This is a genomic window from Bacillus sp. FJAT-42315 (genome assembly GCF_002797375.1).
Classification (GTDB): domain Bacteria; phylum Bacillota; class Bacilli; order Bacillales; family Domibacillaceae; genus Bacillus_CE.
Map to the genome: position 1 here is coordinate 1,864,150 of NZ_KZ454941.1, position 17,273 is coordinate 1,881,422.

A 17,273-nucleotide genomic window follows, 5' to 3' on the forward strand; every position below is an offset into this window, starting at 1 on the left:
GTGCTAAATCAGGAGCGATTGTGATGCGGTAAAATGGATTTGTTTTAATGAAGAATTGGCTTAGGGGATTAAGAAGAAATGACTTTTTTGATCACGCGAATATCTGTTTCTAAGTCGTTCACTCTAATAATGACACTATCTAAAGTACAAGTCTGTTCACTGTTGTGAGTGGTTTGTGTTCTAATAGTGTCCATATCTTGCTTGATCTGTCCTAGCTGAGTATTCATATTTTCGGTTAATTGATCAACGCGTAAATTGGTTTGATGCAACTCTTCTTTTACTCCTTGCATGTCAGACTTTAGCTCGGACACGTCACTTTTTAACATAAACACATCGTTCTTCAGCTCGGACACATCGCCTTTTAATGTAAGCACATCGTTTTTTAAGTCTGACACATCATTTTTTACATAAGTCATTTCATCTCTAATATCAGAAACATCACTTTGCACCTTAGTCACGGCATCTAGAATTTGATTCAGCAGCTTTTCGCTCATCGTTTCCTCTCCTTTTTCAGTAAATGATAAACACTCGATAAGGCTCGTCCGAAAGATCGCGCGGAAAATGACTAGATGATCATTTACCCCGTATTAATGGGCTGTAAGGCTCCCACCTCAACACGGCAGAAGAAGCGCAGACCTGTAGGTGGGAGATCAACAGCCCGTAAACACCCGATCAGTTTAACTAACAATCCATGGGGGGAAGAAAACCCCCCCATGGATTGAAGTTTCACTTTACATTTTACACTATATTTCAGTCGGGTTGTATAAAAAGAAAGCTACACCACAATATTTTACACTTCATCCTATCATTTGAAAAATCTAACTCTAAAAAGGTTGAATCAGGGAATATTTGGTTTATCATTAGACATAGAAATATTATTGACTGATTAATCAATCAAAAAGGGGATTTGCGTAATGCCAAGACAGGATCAACAAAATAAACAAATTAGAGACGCTAGAAGTGAACAAATTTTACAAGCGGCGGCTCAAGTGTTTGCACGCAGAGGGATGGCCGCAACAAAAATTAGTGATATTGCCAAAGAAGCTGGCTTAAGTCATGGGCTTGTTTATCATTATTTTAAATCAAAAGAAGAAATCTTTACGACTTTAGTCAAAAAAGCATCGGAAAGTTCAATGGATATCATTCAGCAAGCGAATCAACACCAAGGGACGCCTTTACAAAAGTTACAATGGATGACTGAACGAATGATAGAAAGTATTGGGAGCGGTGAGGAAGTTCTTCTTTTCCTAATTATGATTCAAGCTAGTACGTCAGATGTGGTTCCGGAAGAAGTGAAAGAAATACTAAAGGTATCCTCTCCAGTGGAAGTAACCGCTCCTTTAATTATTGCGGGACAGAAAGAGGGAGAAATTGTTCAAGCTGATCCAATACAATTGACGGTCACTTATTATGCCTTGATCCAAGGGTTAGCGATTAATAAAATTCAATGGCAGGAATGTCCCATGCCTGATCCAATGATGATTATCAACATTTTTCGAAAAAGGGGAGAGGAAAAGTGACTTTAAACATTACAAATAGGAAGAGGAACTTCATTCTAGTCTCACCGATTGTAATCATTTTACTAGGCTTCATCACAGCAACAATATGGTCAAAGGTAATCGATGAGTGGGCGTGGGTTCCGCTTGCTATCGTTTACTGGAGTTTGCTTGGTATATGTATAAAATATTTTAAAGGCAATAAACAAATTAAAGATTGGCTAAAAAAACCGAAATCATCCAGATTTATTGTGTTTTTCACCCTTATCCTAGGCTTGTTCCCGATATCTGTGATCATGATGAATTATGAAATATTTAACTCTATCTGGCTAGTTGTTCTTTGGCTATTATTTGCCATCATCAATCCATTTTTTGAAGAATTGTATTGGAGAGGTCTACTATTAGATGCTGCTATGAAACTGTTTCCGAAATGGATCGCTGTGGCGTATTCAACGATTTTCTTTGTACTTAGTCATCCGTTGATGTGGGGTGTATTTTCCATTGCCAATGCCCATTACCATGTGTTTATTTATTTAACGATATTGGGTGTGGTTTGGTCTTATACCTATTTTCAAACGCAAAGTTTAAGATGGGTGATGCTTTCGCATTTTTTTGTCGATATAGGAATAATGACTGTACCCGTCTTTTTAAACTTGTACGTACCTCCTAATGCATAATCTAAAATAAAAAGCTTTTAATTAAAATTGTTTCTTGAAACTTTTTCCTCCTTGATCCGTATAATTTTATAAATACAGCAAGGAGGAGTGCTACATGTACGATATTGAAGGAGGCGGAGATTGGCTATTTACGACTGTTCCAATATTAATAGGCATTATTTTTGTTATCGTTTTCATAGCTATCATAGCTAATTCAATTAAAGGTATTAGCCAATGGAATAAAAATGAAAACTCTCCTCGTTTATCTACTCCTGCCGTGGTAAAAACGAAACGAACAAACGTGACGAGGCATGGCCAGAATCACTCTACTACCACTTATTTTGTTACATTTCAGTTCGAAAGCGGCGATCGATCAGAGTTTCGTGTTTCAGGCAAGGAGTATGGCATGCTCGCAGAAGAGGATATTGGCACGTTAACTTTTCAAGGAACAAGGTATATTGATTTTGTGAGGGGATGACATGAATAAAAACTTATTTTTAATAAAAATATTTTTATTGTAAGTAAATATCAGAATTAACGAAAAATTATTCTTTTAAAGCAGGTTTTTGCATTTTTTGTAAGAATAAATATAATAAAACAAAAATAAAGGAGGGCTACTGTGGCAGATTTAAAAAATGTGAAAACATTAGAGCAATTGGAGAAGCTGCTTTCTAGCAATTCTTTTGAGTTCAAGTGTAAACAGACTGATCAAATAGTGGTAGACATGCAGCCGCATCCTTTTGATATTGTTTCCTATTTTTTTGAAGATAACAAATTACGAATGTCACCAGTTGAGTATTTACATGAGAACTTAGTAATTATTAAGAAGGACGTTCAACATCATGCATCTTAAATTAAAGTAGGCTGCTCAAAAGTTTATCCTTTTGGAGCAGCCTATTTACAATTTATTCTCGTTTAAAATCACATTGGATAAGAGGAATGATTTTTGTTTTCTTCGTGAATTTATAGCCAAGCCACACGATTAAGAATAACGGGAGACCGATGTAGGAAATAAGGGCTCCGTTCCAATCGATGGCTCCATTAGTGAAGGCACTATAATTTTGCCCGAGAATGACAATGAAACAGAGGCCGAAAGCAAAGATGGGGCCAAATGGGAACCATTTTGCTTTGTAAGGAAGTTCACTAAGGTCACGCCCTTGGACCATATAAGCTTTACGGAAGCGGTAATGACTAATGGAAATACCAAGCCAGGCGATGAAGCCAGACATGCCGGATGCGTTTAATAACCAGATGTAAACGGCCCCATCTCCGAAGAAAGACGCGAGAAAAGCCAATGTTCCAACAAGAGCAGTGATGACCAAGGCACGCACAGGGACACCGCGATGATCGAGCTTCGCTAAAAATTTCGGCGCTTTGCCTTCCTTTGCTAAGTCCCGTAGCATCCTTGCAGAGGCATACAAGCCAGAGCTTCCAGCTGAAAGAACGGATGTTAAAATAATCGCATTCATGACAGAAGCAGCAAAGGCAATTCCTGCTTGCTCAAACACAAGTGTGAAAGGACTCATCGTCACATCGTCATTAGCAAGGCTTGGTGTCGTATATGGAATGAGCAAATTAGCGTAAAACATAAATGGATTTCATTGTGTCATCAGAAGGACTTTGGAAATAGGCCCCCATTTCTTTTAACTGGCTAATCGTCTCTACATGAGTAGCGGTAATTCGTTCCCCAGGTGTAAGCAACGGAATACCTGGAGGGTAGGGGAGAACCATTTCTCCACAAAGAGCGCCGACCGCCTCTTGTAACGCTACTTTTTTACGAGGCATATGGAAGGCGTCTCGCAATGAAATTTCCGGCTTGTAAAGCGTACCTTCTTCCGCAAACAACACCGTTTCACCTTTTTCTGGTTGCTCAGTCAGTGAGTATTGCTGTAGCTTGTCATCAATCACTTGAATGGCCGTGACGACTTTCTCAATATCTTCCTCCGTTTCACTTAAAGAAAATAAGAAGACGATATTGCGTGGATCACTAATTTCTGCTGTACAGCCTTGTTCATAAAATAAGTCGAGCAGCTGATAACCAGAGATCGCTTCATGATGACTAGAAATAATCCACTTGAGCGGATCGCGATAATCGACTTCATCACTGCCTCCCCAAATAGAAAGCGTTTTCAATTTGGGGTTGAGCTCTATCCGTCTTTTTTCTAAGCGATCGATCGTTTCTTTTAACTCTGTACGACCAGTAGTAACTAAATAACGTCTAGCTAAATCTAAAGAAGCTAAAAGCGGGTAGGAGGGACTCGTCGATTGAATCATGCCTAGTACTTGTGCCAATCGTTCGCGGGACACTAAATTGCCTTTTACATGAAGCATCGAGGCCATCGTCATTGCTGTTAACATTTTGTGAGTGGATTGCACGACGATATCGGCTCCTTTGGAAAGAGCGGAAGGCGGGACTAAATCCGCTTGGCCGAAATGAGCACCATGAGCTTCGTCGACAACTAATGGCACCCCTGCTTGATGACAAGTATCGACTAAACGAGAAATGTCTTGGCTCATTCCATAATAATTAGGGTTGGTCACCCATACACCCTTTACATCTGGGTTATCCTGCAATGCTTTTTCAATAAAATCAAGCTCAGATACTTTAGCGACTTTTGTTGTTGATTCAATGGCTGGAGCGATAAAAATCGGTTGAGCACCTGCTAGCATCAGCCCGTGAAAGACAGATTTATGCATATTACGCTGCACAAGGATTTTATCACCAGGGCTACATAAAGTAAGAGCGACACCAATATTGCCAATCGTACTGCCTCCTACAAGAAAAAAGGTGTGATCTGCTCCAAAGGCATCGGCAGCTAATATTTGTGCATCTTTAATGAAATCAGTTGGGTGATGAAGGTCATCAATACCTTTTGATTCCGTTGCATCAATTTTTAAAATGCTTGCAAAACGCTCTAGCGCTTCTTCATCAAATACACGACCATCCTTGTGACCTGGTACGTGTAAAGAGGTACGTTTACTTTTCTCATATAAACAAAGTGCGTCATAAAGTGGTGCTGTCGTATGGTCTAATGTCGAACGAGTGGATTGATCTAATAGAGTTAATGTACTATTCATCATTTTTTTCCTCCTGTATCTTTCTTGAATAATTTTTGGAATAAGTGCTTTCGCATTTTTCAATAGCAAGTTGTATGCCATCATTTAGACACAAATGGAGAAAAGCTTGTCCTGACGCGGAAAAAAACCGAAAGAGATGTAGTGATCATGTCAAACGAGAGGAGATTTCAACAAAATGTAGGGAGAAAAATAAACAAACCGCCGGATTTTCGGCGGTTTGTTAAGATGATTTGAATTTGGCTAGTTTATATTGCAACGTTTGCCGAGGGATTTCTAACAGTTTAGCGGCTTGCTGAATGTTTCCATTCGTCTCGTCTAACGCCAGCTGAATTAACTGTTCCTCGGTTTCGGCTAAAGCTTGCCGTAAAGGTTGTACAGAGGAGGTTCCTATATTGATTCTAGTGGAATCGCTTTCAACTATGTGATAGGGAAGATGCTCTTTCCGTATGGTGTCACCATCCACTAAGTTCATCGCTGATTCAATCGCATGCTCTAGTTCACGAACATTGCCAGGCCAGTGATAATGGGTTAGTATCGCCCTTACTTCCTCCGTTGTCTTCGTCACAAGTTTACCGAAGCGGAAATTATACTTTTGAATGAAATGATCCATCAGTAAACGAATATCGCCTTTTCGGTTTTTCAGTGGTGGAAGATGAAGGTGAATGACGTTTAGGCGATAATAAAGGTCTGAACGCAACGTTTTTTCGTGTACGCATTGTTCTGCCGGTTCGTTTAACGCCGCGATAATCCGTACATTCACTGCAAATTCCTTCGTTCCGCCGACTCTGCGGATGACACCATTTTGCAACACTCGTAGCAGCTTTGCTTGAATATCAAGCGGCATTGAATTTAACTCATCTAAAAATAACGTTCCACTGTCTGCTAGCTCGAACAAACCAGGTCGATCCATCGCTCCTGTGTAACTTCCTTTCGCTGTTCCAAATAAAATACTTTCGAGCAGAGAAGAAGGGATAGCTGCACAGTTTTGAGCAATAAAGGGTTGAGTTTGACGGGGAGAGGCATTATGAATGGATTGGACAAGCAACTCCTTTCCCGTACCTGTTTCGCCATAAATCAAAATAGGCGAGGTTGTAGCAGCTACCTTTAACGCTTTTTCTTTTAAGTGATTAAAAGCTGCGTCATTCGTAATGATATCCGTCATTTGAAAGCTTGCTCCGGTACTGTCACTAATAGGCTTTTTTTGATGTTTTGTCGTTTCGACCTTTGCCTGCAAATCTAGTAGTTTTTCCGACAACTGCTTAATTTTCGTAAAATCTTTAGCTATTTCGACAGCGCCGACTAGTTCGTCGTCCACTTTGATTGGTAGCGTCGTATTCACCGTATCGATTAATAAGCCACGGATGTTGCGGTATGATTGATGCTGATTATAAATCGGTTCGCCTGTTTGGCATACCTTCATCAACGTACTCGTTTCAATAGATAAAGAGGGAAACACCTCTAACAAATGTTTACCGAGTATTTCTTCGCCCTCTAATCCATCATGTTTGGCCGCAATGTGATTATAGAAAATTGTCATACCATTCGCATCAACCGCATGAATCCCTTCATCGATCGTGCTTAAAATCGCCTCAAGCATTTCTTTCGCATCCGTTACATTGAGGAGCATATTTGACCTTCTCCTTTCTACACTGAGTATTCTAATAAGTGCTGAATTTCTGTCATTTAGGTGCCGATTTTTCGGCGAATAGTCTGATAGGGAAAGGTAATGAATAGGTAAACTATTCAGAAGGCTTCAAATATTATCATGAGGGAGGTGAGAGAAGTTTTCAACCCTTTTATTGAAAAGTTTTCCTTTTGAAAGAAAAATCAATGAAACGATTGAAGCATTCGGGGGGATTTTTGGATCTGTTCGTTTCGATGCCATAATAAAACCCCCATTCTTAACAAAAGAAAAGGGGGGAATGAATCTGCTTATTATTAGAGGAGTCAGGCATTTCCTAGACGTTGTCTGGAGCGCCATTCTCCATTTTTATTGAAATTACTTTCAACTTTGCATAATCTTTATTAATCATTTCTTCTGTTGCTACAAAGAATATCCCCATAAGAAAGACAAACACAGCCCCAACAACTGCCCCGATACCAATTGGAGTTAAAACACTGAAACCGCTTACAAAAAAGCCGATTGAAAAATTCATGATTCCAATCAAAAGAACTATCCCACTAACATATTTCACCGCATTGAGTATGTTCACTTTAGATTTCATTTCGCTCATCCTCCTTTAATTATATTATTCACTAAATTCACAAAATTGTCAAATTTAAAATTATTATTGTGCAATTTTCTTGACATTTTTATTAGGATCTCTATTTTTGCTTTATTTTATTCATTCTTCTCTTATTTTGCGTGGACATATGGAATGCTTCTTCATTTGTCTGTGTGATGACAATGCGTAAAAAGATGAATACTAAAGGTAAAATTAAAAGAGGTGATCCGAATGAGCATGTGTCCTTTATGTAATGCATTTAAGGAATTAGAATTGAATTGTCCCAAATGTCGCTCCCGATTAGGCGACTCAGGCAAAGTATCCGATTTTTTAGATCCGTATGGTCATTATAATGATGAAGAAACAGTGAAAATGGGGGATGGCTATCCTAATACCGCGAAAGATCAAATCTGTCCCCATTTAATGTACTGTAACCATTGCGGATATAATGAGGTGAAATTTGTTCAAGAGGAATAGCAAAAAATAACGGACCCGCGGAAGATGATCTTCTTCGGGTCCCTTCAAATTAATAAATATGATCATTTACCCCATGACCCACTTCGAGAAAATGAGAAACATAAAAATAATCGGCACCATCCCGATTACGCTTATCCCAACATATAAACCCATCGTCTTTAATTGAATACGATTCGTTTTCAGTGAAAGATACAATACGAAAGACATATAGGGAATTAACAACAAAACTGCAGATATTAATCCAGGCACATAGCTTTGAAAAATGATCGATTGAACGATGTGAGTGAATCCATTGATAAGTAATAAACAGGTGCTTAGCATTGTTAAAGTGAAGGTCAGCTTATTTCTAAATTGATATTCGAGAATGATCACTACCGTCACAACTACTGTTAATAAGATCATCGCAAATGTTAACGAGTGAAAAGAATATAACTCTCGCAAAAATGAGAAAGAGTCACCTGTTACATGTTCATTCGCCCAGCTTCCTAACTGGGGAAGTTCTTCGACATTATGTATCGCAAAAATAATTGGGAGTGCCCATAGTATTTGATAAAACCGATCTTTGTTCATAGGGAAGCCTCCATTGTGATAGAAAAACTAGGTCATTTACTGATATCTCGATGATCCTAATTATACCAGTTGTTTCAATATCGGACTATTTGGATTTACCATCAGAAGAAAATTTAAACAACTTAATGGCTTGATGAAATTTGATTATAAAAGAAAATATTGAAAAACGACTATTTTTTATTGTAAAACGATAAATATTTATTTATAATAAATAAAAAAAGAAATGAGGTTGAACGATGAAAAAATTAACGAGTCCTGCTGCTTTAAAGCTCATATTAATGTTTGGGATAATCATTACGTTGATTTTATTGATTGGAACACCAATGATTGTTACAGCGTTTTTTAAAAGTCAGTATAGTCTTTTGGATCGTGCCTTAGTGTTAAGTGTTTCGGCTTGTATTTATATATGTGCCGTTCCATACGTGATTTCATTATTTAAATTAAAAAAACTTGCTAATTTAGTAGTTGAAAACACCCCTTTTTCTAGTGAAAGTGTCAAATCATTAAAAGTGATTGCGGTTTGTTCTTTTAGTGAAGTGATTCTTTTTATTACTTGTGTCAGTTCTTTAAAGTATTCGGTAGAGTTTTTTCAATATAGCGTTTTTGGAGGACCTATCATCGTAGTCACATTTATTTGTATAACGATAGGTCTACTATGTTCTGTTTTAGCGAGATTATTTGAAGTAGCGATCGAAATTAAAACAGAAAATGATCAAACCATTTAATAATCTAGAGGGGGTGTCGGGGTGCCGATTATCGTCAACCTTGATGTTGTCATGGCTAAAAGGAAAATGAGCCTAACAGAGTTATCTGAGAGAATAGGAATTACCATGGCTAATGTATCAATATTAAAAACGGGAAAAGCAAAAGCTATTAAGTTTTCCACGTTAGAAAAAATATGTGAGGTTCTAGAATGTGAACCAGGTGACATTTTAGAATATAAAAAATATCAGTCCCAAGCATCTGAATTAGAGGAGAATGTATGATGAAAAAGAATAAATATCTACCAGCTTTTACACTAATATTATTAGGGGTTATTTTCCTAATTGCTTATAACATGATTGGTTCAAGAGTGGAGCCAGATGGTACTTTAATAGAACCTTTCTTCTTAATCCCATTAAGTTATCTATTTATTTTCAGTGGTATGATTTCAGTATTGTTTGTAAGTGTGATGTCAATGGTTAGAAAAAATCAACAGAATTAATCACAATAACAAGAAACGAAAAATAAGGGACCCGAGGAATATCATATTCCTCGGGTCCCTTCAAATTAATGAGTATAGTTATCGAAATAACCTTGGATAAAGATCATTGGTGTTCCTTTATCGCCGCTTCCTGAAGTTAAATCAGATAAAGAGCCGATTAGGTCTGTCAATCTTCTCGGTGTTGTTCCTTGTGCTTCCATCGATCCGACAAGGTCTTCGTTTTTATTGTTAATAAATTCAGAGATCGCTGATTTTAGCTCTTCACCTTCTAAGTCAGCGAAGTTATTATCAGCTAAATATTTTAATTTCACTTCATTTGGCGTGCCGTTAAGCCCAGCTGTGTAAGCAGGAGAGACGACTGGATCAGCAAGCTCCCAAATCTTTCCGACCGGATCTTTGAACGCGCCATCGCCATAAATCATGACTTCTACTGTTTTCCCTGTTTTTTCTTTCAGCATTTGCTGGATTTTATCGACGATCGGCTGGCAAGTATGTGGGAATAACTTCACGCTGTCTTCTGTTGCTTTATTAGAGCCAAGCAGACCGTAGTCTTCATTATAGCCGCTGCCATCAATAGACTCAGATAAAATGTCGTCGAGATTATAAATTTTCTCGCCGCCATGTTCCTTCAAGATTCGTTTCGTGCGGAATCTTGAATGGATATCACAAGTGAGCACACTCTTTGTGTAGTCTAAAATCGTTTTCGCATTGTTTGAGAAGATCACTTCGCATTCAACGCCATGCTCCGCAATAATGGATTTGTAGTATTCAACGTAGTCAACACCTGTAAAGGTATGCTTGTTCTCGCCGAAATGCTCACGGAATTCTTGTTCGGTTAACACATCGACCCAAGGGTTCACACCTTTTTCATCTAGTCTGTCAATGTCCACTAAATGGTTGCCGACTTCATCAGAAGGATAACTAAGCATTAACACGATTTTTTTCGCGCCTTTAGCAATCCCGTGAAGACAGTTCGCAAAACGGTTACGACTTAAAATCGGGAAGATCACGCCAATCGTATCGTCTCCGAATTTAGAACGAACGTCTGTCGCAATATGATCGATCGTTGCATAGTTCCCTTGAGCGCGTGCCACGATGGATTCTGTGATCGTTACGATGTCTTTATCATTGATTTGAAAACCTTCTACTTCAGAAGCTTTTAATACGCTGTCTACCACGATTTGTTCAATGTTATCTCCTTGATTGATGATCGGACCACGCAGACCTCTTACAACCGTTCCTACTACTCTTTCCAATTAAATCGCTCCTTACTAACTATGTAAATGAATTGATACTTTTACTATACATTGGAAATATGATATAAGTAAAATTAATATATCTAATAATGGGTATAAGGAGTGGTTATGTGATAAGTAAATTAGATTTATATAAAGTGTTTTGTGTCGTAGGGAAAAGTACAAGCTTCTCCAAGGCGGCCAAAGAGTTATACATGACGCAGCCCGCTGTTAGTCAAGCAATCATGCAATTAGAGCGGGAACTAGACACCCGTCTTTTTAATCGCACACCTAAAGGCGTCTCCTTTACAAATGAAGGTAGTCTTCTATTTGAATATGTTCAATCCGCCATTCATTTAATTGATGCCGGAGAAGAGAAGATGTTAGAGTTTAAAAATTTAACGACGGGTGAATTAAAGATCGGAGTAGGGGACACGATCTCTAAACATTTTTTACTGCCTTATTTAGAGACTTTTCATAATAAATATCCAAATATTAAATTGACAATAGTGAACGGAACAACCGATGAACTCATTGCGGTTTTAAAATCAGGAGGAGTAGATATCGTGTTTTGTAACTTTCCCATTGACGACTCCACGTTGGAATTACGACCTTGTTTCGAAATTCAAGACATCTTCGTGTACGGTGAAAAATTTAAGAAGCTATTATCTAAGCGAGTCAGCATCGAGGCATTATTAAAATTACCGCTCATTTTTCTTGAACAAAAATCCAATTCCAGAAAGTATGTCGAGGATTATTTATTATCAAAAGGCTTCAAGCTTTCACCAGAATTCGAACTAGGCTCCCATGATTTATTACTCGAATTCGCTAAAATTAATTTAGGTATTGCCTGTGTCACGAGAGAATTCTCTAAGGACTATTTAAGGAAAGGCTTATTATATGAAGTGAAATTAACAGAAGACATTCCGAAGAGAGACGTAGGCGTATGCTTTTTGAAAAGCGTACCACTCTCGCCAGCTTCCACTAAATTTGTGGAGTTGATTGGGAGTGAGCAGCTTCTGCTTTAAGAGCGGTTGCAGGAACAAGCCAGAGAAATCAGAGATCTTGTGTGAGGGATGAAAAGGCTTAGTCAATCGATGTTCGGTTGGGGATAAAATCCGTAATCAATTACTCTATTAAGGATTGACCAAAAGAGAAAGAACCTAATGTGGTTCTTTCTCACTTTACAATTTCAAATGGGGCAGCGAGAGTAGTACCGTTTGGTATTTCTCCTTCTTTTTCGAGAGTAAGATAGTAATCTTCTGGACTATAAAAATTTTTAACGAGTCGGTATGTGCCTGAAGACAGACTATTTTTTAAGCGATCTAGTGAAAATGTTTGTGACGTTGATGTTTTTGGACGGAGTACAATACCTATGTCTTCAAAAGCTTCATCTTTAAACGGGACGGAATACCATACACCATTAACATTCTTTTCAATTGCAAAATATTTATCATAATTGAACTCAGTATCACTTTCATTTTGAATATTAACTGTGATTTCGTTGTCAGATGTTTTGTACACTTCTTTTTCAGTTGATAATTTAATTCCACTATTTGAACTAGAACGTTTTTGAATGGGGGCTTCTTCTTTAAGATATGAGTCACCTGCTTTGCATCCAGTAAAGAAAAGAAGTAAAATCGCAAAACCAAAAGCGATTAATGGCTGTTTTTTAAGCACTAAAACACCTCCTATTTTTATTGTACCAAAAATTGTATAGAGGAACAGTGAAAAAAGTTAAATGAATAGAACGTTGAAAACACGAAAACACCTGGATCTGTAAAGCATAGAATTTAAAGAGTATTTTTGTTAAATGTAAGGTGAATAAGTTATAGCTTTGTAGCTAAAATCCAGATAGGGAATCAGATCAACAGCCTGTAAACGCCTGATCGGTTCGGGCCTGCACGATGCAGGTTACAAAGGTGTTGCAACAGGACGTTGCGATGTTAGCCTTTATTCTTCTTTTCATCAGTGGGGGATGAAGAAAACCCCCACTGATTGAAGTTTCATTTTATTTTTTTACAGCATGAAGATAATGAATGGTTTCAAAAGCGGATAGGTAATCGCTTCGATTTTCAAAATAAAGTTCATGAATTTGAGCCGATGATAAATGTTCATAAATCAGTAAACCTGATGGCTCTAACATTTTTTCCATTTCAAAATAAGAAAAACATGATTTCATTGGTTCTCCGCTTGCTGAAGCCATTTTCACCATGTTTTCAACTCGATTAGAGATCCCTTTTTCTTTAAACAAGTTTTCGTCGGCATAATCAAAAACTATGGAACTGCCTGATGGCACTTTGGTAAATAAATGATCAATCAAGCTTGACATTTCTTCTTTCGTTAAATAATAAGAAACACCTAAAAGGCTAAAGAAAGTTTTTTTGTTATCAAACCCTTCATCTATGAGACTTTGGTAGGTAAACTTTTGAGCGAAGTCCATAGGAACAAAATGAAGATTACTCGGGATTGTTAAATTAGCTTCATCTAGTTTTTTCTTTTTGAATTTCTGTGTAGCAGGATGATCAATTTCAAATATTTCTAGGGTGTTTTTTAATTCTGGATGTCGGAAACAAAAAGTATCTAACCCGGCTCCGAGTATGACATATTGTTTTAGTCCTAACGTCATTTCATGAAGTAATATTTTTTCACAATACGCAGCACGGGCCAAGGGCGTCGGAGAAAGTTGAATCTGTGTGATCCATTTTAAAATTTCCTCTGTATCTTCTTTGAATTTTTGCGCTATATCTTTGTTGAAGAACTGAATGCCTTGAACCATATTCTCTTTGATGTCATTAAATTCTTTCTTTGAAATCAACTCTTTAGCTATATAGTCATCAAAGATTTTAGGTGAATCGAATTGACTATGATAAGCTCTTCCAAAAGCAGATATTAATGAAGTGATACTGGACTGATCTTTTTTCATGCAAATGCACTACCTCATTTTTAGAGCAAAAAAATAGGATTCCCCTGGCCAGAGAATCCTATTATACAATCAAACAATTTAATTGTAAAATATAGCATAAATAAAATATTTTGTAAATTTTTATGATTGTGGTTGTTTTCGTACAAAGATTGACGCCTAGCAAGCTTTAGAGAAGAATTTAAGTAAGTTGATTAATAGAATCGGAGAAAGAGTAAGAATTTGGATACAGGTGACTTGAATTTGTTGGTGGCAGATGTGAAGCGACGTATTAGACGCAAAATGCGCCATAAACGAGAAAACACGAACATCGAAAAAGATGTTCGTGTTGATTAACTATTCTTCCGTTACTGTATTTCCCATTGCGATAGAAATTCTATTCCAGCTGTTGATTTGATTAATAATAAGAACAAGGTCAACATATTGTTTCTCGTTATAATGTTCACGCACTCGCTGATATAGGTCGTCTGGAACTCTTTTGGTAGGAATTAGAGTAATGTGTTCGGACAGTTCGAGAGCAACTTTTTCTTCAGAAGAATAAAAATCACATTCATTCCAAGCACTTAAACAGTAAATACGTTTTTCAGTTTCACCCATTTTCCGAGCATCGCTTGTATGCATATTTAAGCAGTATGCACAACCATTTATTTGAGAGACCCTTATTTTTATAAGCTCTCTTAGCTTTCTGTTGATGGAAGATTTCTTGGTGTATTTCTCCATTTGCATCATAATATCCATACCTTCTGAACCTACATTGTAATAGTCTAATCTTTTCAAGTTTATTCACTCCTTTACATTAATAAATTAACTATAAGTGATTTCGAACGTATGTGCTAATAGTAAGGCTTGGAATTAGTAGATTGTATCTCGTAAATAGGATCTTTTAGAAAGCTATGTCGTAGTTCGTTGAAAATGAGAAGTATGACGAAAGTAAAGAATAGGAAGTTTGGCGAAGATACGATTATTTGGAAGGGCGGCAAGGCTCTTGATCTGATCAGTAGTGAGCGACATTGTCTGAAAGAGCAGGATGTTATTTGAAGCGTAATGTACAATAAGATGAGACAAAAATCCAAATTTTAGTTAAAATGTTTATAAATAAAATAGAGGGAAGGTTATGTGATGTTGGAGCTGAATGGAAAATACAATACAGCGAAAGTATTTACTAATAATGTAGAACAAACAGCCATGTCTCAAATCATTGAGCTTTGTAACCAAGAATTTGTACAAGACTCTAAGATTCGGATTATGCCTGATACTCATGCGGGAGCTGGTTGTACGATCGGAACAACTATGACCATTCAAGATAAGATTGTTCCAAACTTAGTTGGAGTGGACATTGGCTGCGGCATGGAAGTGGCCATCATTGATAAAAATAAAACGGAAGTGAATTTTGATCAGCTCGATGATACGATACGAAAATATGTACCGAGCGGTTTTAGTGTTCGTTCAAATAGTCAGCGTCACCCACTTTCTAAGCGTGTAAACTTTAGAGATGTTCGCGCTCCATTTAATTTGGATCGGGCAAAGGATTCTATTGGTACGCTTGGTGGCGGCAATCACTTTGTTGAGCTGAATGAAATGGATGACAAAGTAGTATTGGTTATCCATTCCGGATCACGGAACCTTGGCAAACAAATTGCTGAGCATTATCAAAAGCGCGCTTATGACGAGCTGACTGACATCAATCAAAAAAGGAAAGAAATGATTGAACGTCTTACAAAAGAAGGGAGACAAGCAGAAATCCAAGAGGCTTTGCAAACAATTAGTAGACCAAAAGTTTCAAAGGACCTAGCTTATCTTGAAGGTCAAGGCTTTGATGATTATATGAACGATATGAAGATAGCTCAAGAGTATGCGATGTTAAACCGCAAAGCAATGGTAGACGAAATTGTGACACGTATGAGGTGGGCTATCGTTGATAACTTCACTACTATCCATAACTACATTGATATGGAGAATATGATTTTACGTAAAGGGGCCATCTCTGCCCAACAAGATGAGCGAGTCATCGTTCCAATTAATATGAGAGATGGTTCTATCATCGCTATTGGAAAGGGAAATCCAGAGTGGAATTTCTCCGGACCACATGGAGCTGGGCGAATCATGTCGCGATCTAAGGCTAAACAAATGTTATCATTACATGATTTCGAGGATTCTATGAATGGTATATGGACAACATCTGTTGGAGCAAGCACGCTTGATGAAGCACCGATGGTTTATAAGCCTATAAATGAAATTATGGGTAATATTAAGGAATCCTTAACGATTGAACAAGTAATTAAGCCTTTGTATAACTTTAAAGCTAATTAATATATAATGATGCATTCTATTAATAAAGAAAAATTACTAGTAGAGTCAAAATATTGGCCATTAAATAAAATGAGTGTGGTAAATCAAAATGAGAGAGTGTTGTTTTAAAATAAATTTGTCATTGGAAGAAGCTAAAAAACGTTATCGTGATTGGACGAATGAATACAGGGATCGTATAGATCAATCAGTGCACATTTCTGAAACTGAAGATGGATGGACATATTTTGTGAACTTTGAAGGAGAAGCGTTCTTTGGTCTATCAAATGAAACCTGGATGAAACTTGCAAAGGACGGTTCTGTTACCTATGCTTACTATGATGAAGACTTCAATGCAGAGATGATAGTCATAGAAAATGGTACGCTAATACGAGAATTTTCTCTTTATGAAGATGAGCGAGATGCTAATGTGAATGTTGGTATATTAGAATATGAAGAAAATTCACCAATAGAAGATTGGAATGATGTAGCCATTTTTCTTGAAAAGGAATTAATGGTTTATTAAAGAGTGCTTTTGTGAACATCCATGTAGCTTAGGAGATCCGAGGTCAAATCGAGCTTTATTAGAGTTAATTTAGATTAAATAGGTTGATTCCCTTAAAAGTGAGCATATTAATGTTAGGCCACTTGAAAGGGGAATGTCATGTTGAAAAAGCAAGATCAGCATAATGAAAAGCCTAAAAGTAACCTGACAGAGGAACAGCAGCTCATCAATGAGTTTGCCAAGCATGGGGAAGGACAGCCAACTCCGCAGCCTAAAGATTACGAAGAGATTGAGTATTAAGGTGAATTTAAAGCAGGGAAAACCCTGCTTTCAGTTTGTAGACAAAAGGGATTCGGAATGCTCTCATTCCGAATCCCTTTTGAATTTTTATTAGATTTGAAGCCCATAGAGAGAAGAACAGACCTCTTCGAGACCGTTTCTTAGGCTGTTTCTGGACCTTGCCAAGTCCAGCTTGCCAGCTTCTTCAAATTCATGGAAGCGAAAGTAAGCATCGCTTGCATCGACAATTTTTTAAGTCCCCTTAACGTTGTCCAACGCATGCCATGCTTTTCTTTTGCATCTGCGAATACACGCTCAACGGTTTCTTTGCGTTTTCGT

22 protein-coding genes and 1 pseudogene are annotated in these 17,273 nt (G+C 37.5%); 12 read left to right on the forward strand and 11 right to left on the reverse strand.

Going from position 1 to position 17,273, the window contains the following annotated elements:
- Window positions 1-68: 68 nt before the first annotated feature.
- Window positions 69-494 carry a hypothetical protein gene (locus CEF22_RS09140; protein ID WP_100402616.1) on the reverse strand — a complete coding sequence of 142 codons (426 nt, stop codon included), beginning with the start codon at window positions 492-494 and terminating at the stop codon, window positions 69-71.
- Window positions 495-914: 420 nt separating this feature from the next.
- Here CEF22_RS09140 and CEF22_RS09145 point away from each other — a divergent pair, with 420 nt between their 5' ends.
- The 4 genes from CEF22_RS09145 to CEF22_RS09160 all read left to right on the forward strand — a co-directional run bounded on the left by CEF22_RS09145 (window position 915) and on the right by CEF22_RS09160 (window position 3,005).
- Window positions 915-1,520 carry a TetR/AcrR family transcriptional regulator gene (locus tag CEF22_RS09145; RefSeq protein WP_100402617.1) on the forward strand — a complete coding sequence of 202 codons (606 nt, stop codon included), beginning with the start codon at window positions 915-917 and terminating at the stop codon, window positions 1,518-1,520.
- Window positions 1,517-2,173, forward strand: coding sequence for a CPBP family intramembrane glutamic endopeptidase (locus tag CEF22_RS09150; RefSeq protein WP_100402618.1), 657 nt, complete (start codon window positions 1,517-1,519; stop codon window positions 2,171-2,173). Before CEF22_RS09145 ends, CEF22_RS09150 begins: the two co-directional genes overlap by 4 nt.
- 94 nt (window positions 2,174-2,267) lie before the next feature.
- On the forward strand, window positions 2,268-2,630 hold the full coding sequence (locus CEF22_RS09155) for a DUF2500 domain-containing protein (protein ID WP_095479440.1): 363 nt from the start codon (window positions 2,268-2,270) through the stop codon (window positions 2,628-2,630).
- A gap of 141 nt (window positions 2,631-2,771) precedes the next feature.
- The gene (locus CEF22_RS09160; protein ID WP_095479441.1) at window positions 2,772-3,005 is read left to right on the forward strand and encodes a hypothetical protein; all 234 of its coding nucleotides are present in this window, start codon (window positions 2,772-2,774) and stop codon (window positions 3,003-3,005) included.
- A gap of 52 nt (window positions 3,006-3,057) precedes the next feature.
- Here the strand turns inward: CEF22_RS09160 and CEF22_RS09165 are convergent.
- The 4 genes and pseudogenes from CEF22_RS09165 to CEF22_RS09180 all read right to left on the reverse strand — a co-directional run.
- Window positions 3,058-3,726 (reverse strand): annotated as a pseudogene (locus CEF22_RS09165) (amino acid permease); the annotation flags it as partial.
- Window position 3,727: 1 nt separating this feature from the next.
- The gene (locus CEF22_RS09170) at window positions 3,728-5,233 is read right to left on the reverse strand and encodes an aminotransferase class I/II-fold pyridoxal phosphate-dependent enzyme (RefSeq protein ID WP_232726089.1); all 1,506 of its coding nucleotides are present in this window, start codon (window positions 5,231-5,233) and stop codon (window positions 3,728-3,730) included.
- Between the two features lie 217 nt (window positions 5,234-5,450).
- A complete protein-coding gene (locus CEF22_RS09175; protein WP_100402619.1) occupies window positions 5,451-6,857 on the reverse strand; it encodes a sigma-54 interaction domain-containing protein in 1,407 nt (468 codons plus the stop codon).
- A gap of 331 nt (window positions 6,858-7,188) precedes the next feature.
- The gene (locus CEF22_RS09180; protein WP_095479444.1) at window positions 7,189-7,455 is read right to left on the reverse strand and encodes a hypothetical protein; all 267 of its coding nucleotides are present in this window, start codon (window positions 7,453-7,455) and stop codon (window positions 7,189-7,191) included.
- Window positions 7,456-7,686: 231 nt separating this feature from the next.
- Here CEF22_RS09180 and CEF22_RS09185 point away from each other — a divergent pair, with 231 nt between their 5' ends.
- Window positions 7,687-7,932, forward strand: coding sequence for a hypothetical protein (locus CEF22_RS09185; protein WP_100402620.1), 246 nt, complete (start codon window positions 7,687-7,689; stop codon window positions 7,930-7,932).
- A gap of 66 nt (window positions 7,933-7,998) precedes the next feature.
- Here CEF22_RS09185 and CEF22_RS09190 read toward each other — a convergent pair whose 3' ends face one another.
- Complete coding sequence (locus CEF22_RS09190; protein WP_100402621.1) at window positions 7,999-8,502, reverse strand: HXXEE domain-containing protein; 504 nt, start codon at window positions 8,500-8,502, stop codon at window positions 7,999-8,001.
- A 236-nt stretch (window positions 8,503-8,738) separates the two neighbouring features.
- On the opposite strand from CEF22_RS09190, the gene CEF22_RS09195 reads away from it, so the two are divergent.
- From CEF22_RS09195 to CEF22_RS09205, 3 genes are read left to right on the forward strand one after another with little or no spacing between them, the layout of a single operon-like run.
- Window positions 8,739-9,227 (forward strand): DUF2975 domain-containing protein, encoded by a 489-nt coding sequence (locus tag CEF22_RS09195; protein ID WP_095479447.1) that lies wholly within the window; start codon window positions 8,739-8,741, stop codon window positions 9,225-9,227.
- Window positions 9,228-9,248: 21 nt separating this feature from the next.
- The gene (locus CEF22_RS09200) at window positions 9,249-9,488 is read left to right on the forward strand and encodes a helix-turn-helix domain-containing protein (protein ID WP_094836842.1); all 240 of its coding nucleotides are present in this window, start codon (window positions 9,249-9,251) and stop codon (window positions 9,486-9,488) included.
- Window positions 9,488-9,706: a DUF3955 domain-containing protein gene (locus tag CEF22_RS09205; RefSeq protein WP_100402622.1), complete on the forward strand. Its 219-nt coding sequence runs from the start codon at window positions 9,488-9,490 to the stop codon at window positions 9,704-9,706. The genes CEF22_RS09200 and CEF22_RS09205 overlap by 1 nt, the downstream gene beginning before the upstream one ends.
- Before the next feature lie 65 nt (window positions 9,707-9,771).
- Here CEF22_RS09205 and CEF22_RS09210 read toward each other — a convergent pair whose 3' ends face one another.
- Window positions 9,772-10,962: a coenzyme F420-0:L-glutamate ligase gene (locus CEF22_RS09210; protein WP_095479449.1), complete on the reverse strand. Its 1,191-nt coding sequence runs from the start codon at window positions 10,960-10,962 to the stop codon at window positions 9,772-9,774.
- A 110-nt stretch (window positions 10,963-11,072) separates the two neighbouring features.
- On the opposite strand from CEF22_RS09210, the gene CEF22_RS09215 reads away from it, so the two are divergent.
- On the forward strand, window positions 11,073-11,969 hold the full coding sequence (locus CEF22_RS09215) for a LysR family transcriptional regulator (protein ID WP_100402623.1): 897 nt from the start codon (window positions 11,073-11,075) through the stop codon (window positions 11,967-11,969).
- Between the two features lie 151 nt (window positions 11,970-12,120).
- On the opposite strand, the gene CEF22_RS09220 is transcribed toward CEF22_RS09215, so the two are convergent.
- From CEF22_RS09220 to CEF22_RS09230, 3 genes are all read right to left on the reverse strand, one after another.
- Window positions 12,121-12,621, reverse strand: a complete 501-nt coding sequence (locus CEF22_RS09220; RefSeq protein WP_100402624.1) for an immunoglobulin-like domain-containing protein — start codon at window positions 12,619-12,621, stop codon at window positions 12,121-12,123.
- Between the two features lie 331 nt (window positions 12,622-12,952).
- On the reverse strand, window positions 12,953-13,867 hold the full coding sequence (locus tag CEF22_RS09225) for a class I SAM-dependent methyltransferase (protein ID WP_100402625.1): 915 nt from the start codon (window positions 13,865-13,867) through the stop codon (window positions 12,953-12,955).
- 333 nt (window positions 13,868-14,200) lie between these two features.
- A complete protein-coding gene (locus CEF22_RS09230) occupies window positions 14,201-14,602 on the reverse strand; it encodes a carboxymuconolactone decarboxylase family protein (RefSeq protein WP_100403964.1) in 402 nt (133 codons plus the stop codon).
- 381 nt (window positions 14,603-14,983) lie between these two features.
- Between CEF22_RS09230 and CEF22_RS09235 the strand changes: the two genes are divergently transcribed.
- The 3 genes from CEF22_RS09235 (at window position 14,984) to CEF22_RS18505 (ending at window position 16,955) form a co-directional block, all read left to right on the forward strand.
- Complete coding sequence (locus tag CEF22_RS09235) at window positions 14,984-16,174, forward strand: RtcB family protein (protein ID WP_100402626.1); 1,191 nt, start codon at window positions 14,984-14,986, stop codon at window positions 16,172-16,174.
- An 88-nt stretch (window positions 16,175-16,262) separates the two neighbouring features.
- The gene (locus CEF22_RS09240) at window positions 16,263-16,676 is read left to right on the forward strand and encodes a hypothetical protein (RefSeq protein ID WP_157843204.1); all 414 of its coding nucleotides are present in this window, start codon (window positions 16,263-16,265) and stop codon (window positions 16,674-16,676) included.
- 138 nt (window positions 16,677-16,814) lie between these two features.
- A complete protein-coding gene (locus tag CEF22_RS18505; RefSeq protein WP_157843205.1) occupies window positions 16,815-16,955 on the forward strand; it encodes a hypothetical protein in 141 nt (46 codons plus the stop codon).
- Window positions 16,956-17,095: 140 nt separating this feature from the next.
- Here the strand turns inward: CEF22_RS18505 and CEF22_RS09245 are convergent.
- The coding region (locus CEF22_RS09245) for a transposase (protein ID WP_198508049.1) at window positions 17,096-17,273 on the reverse strand (178 nt) is incomplete at its 5' end.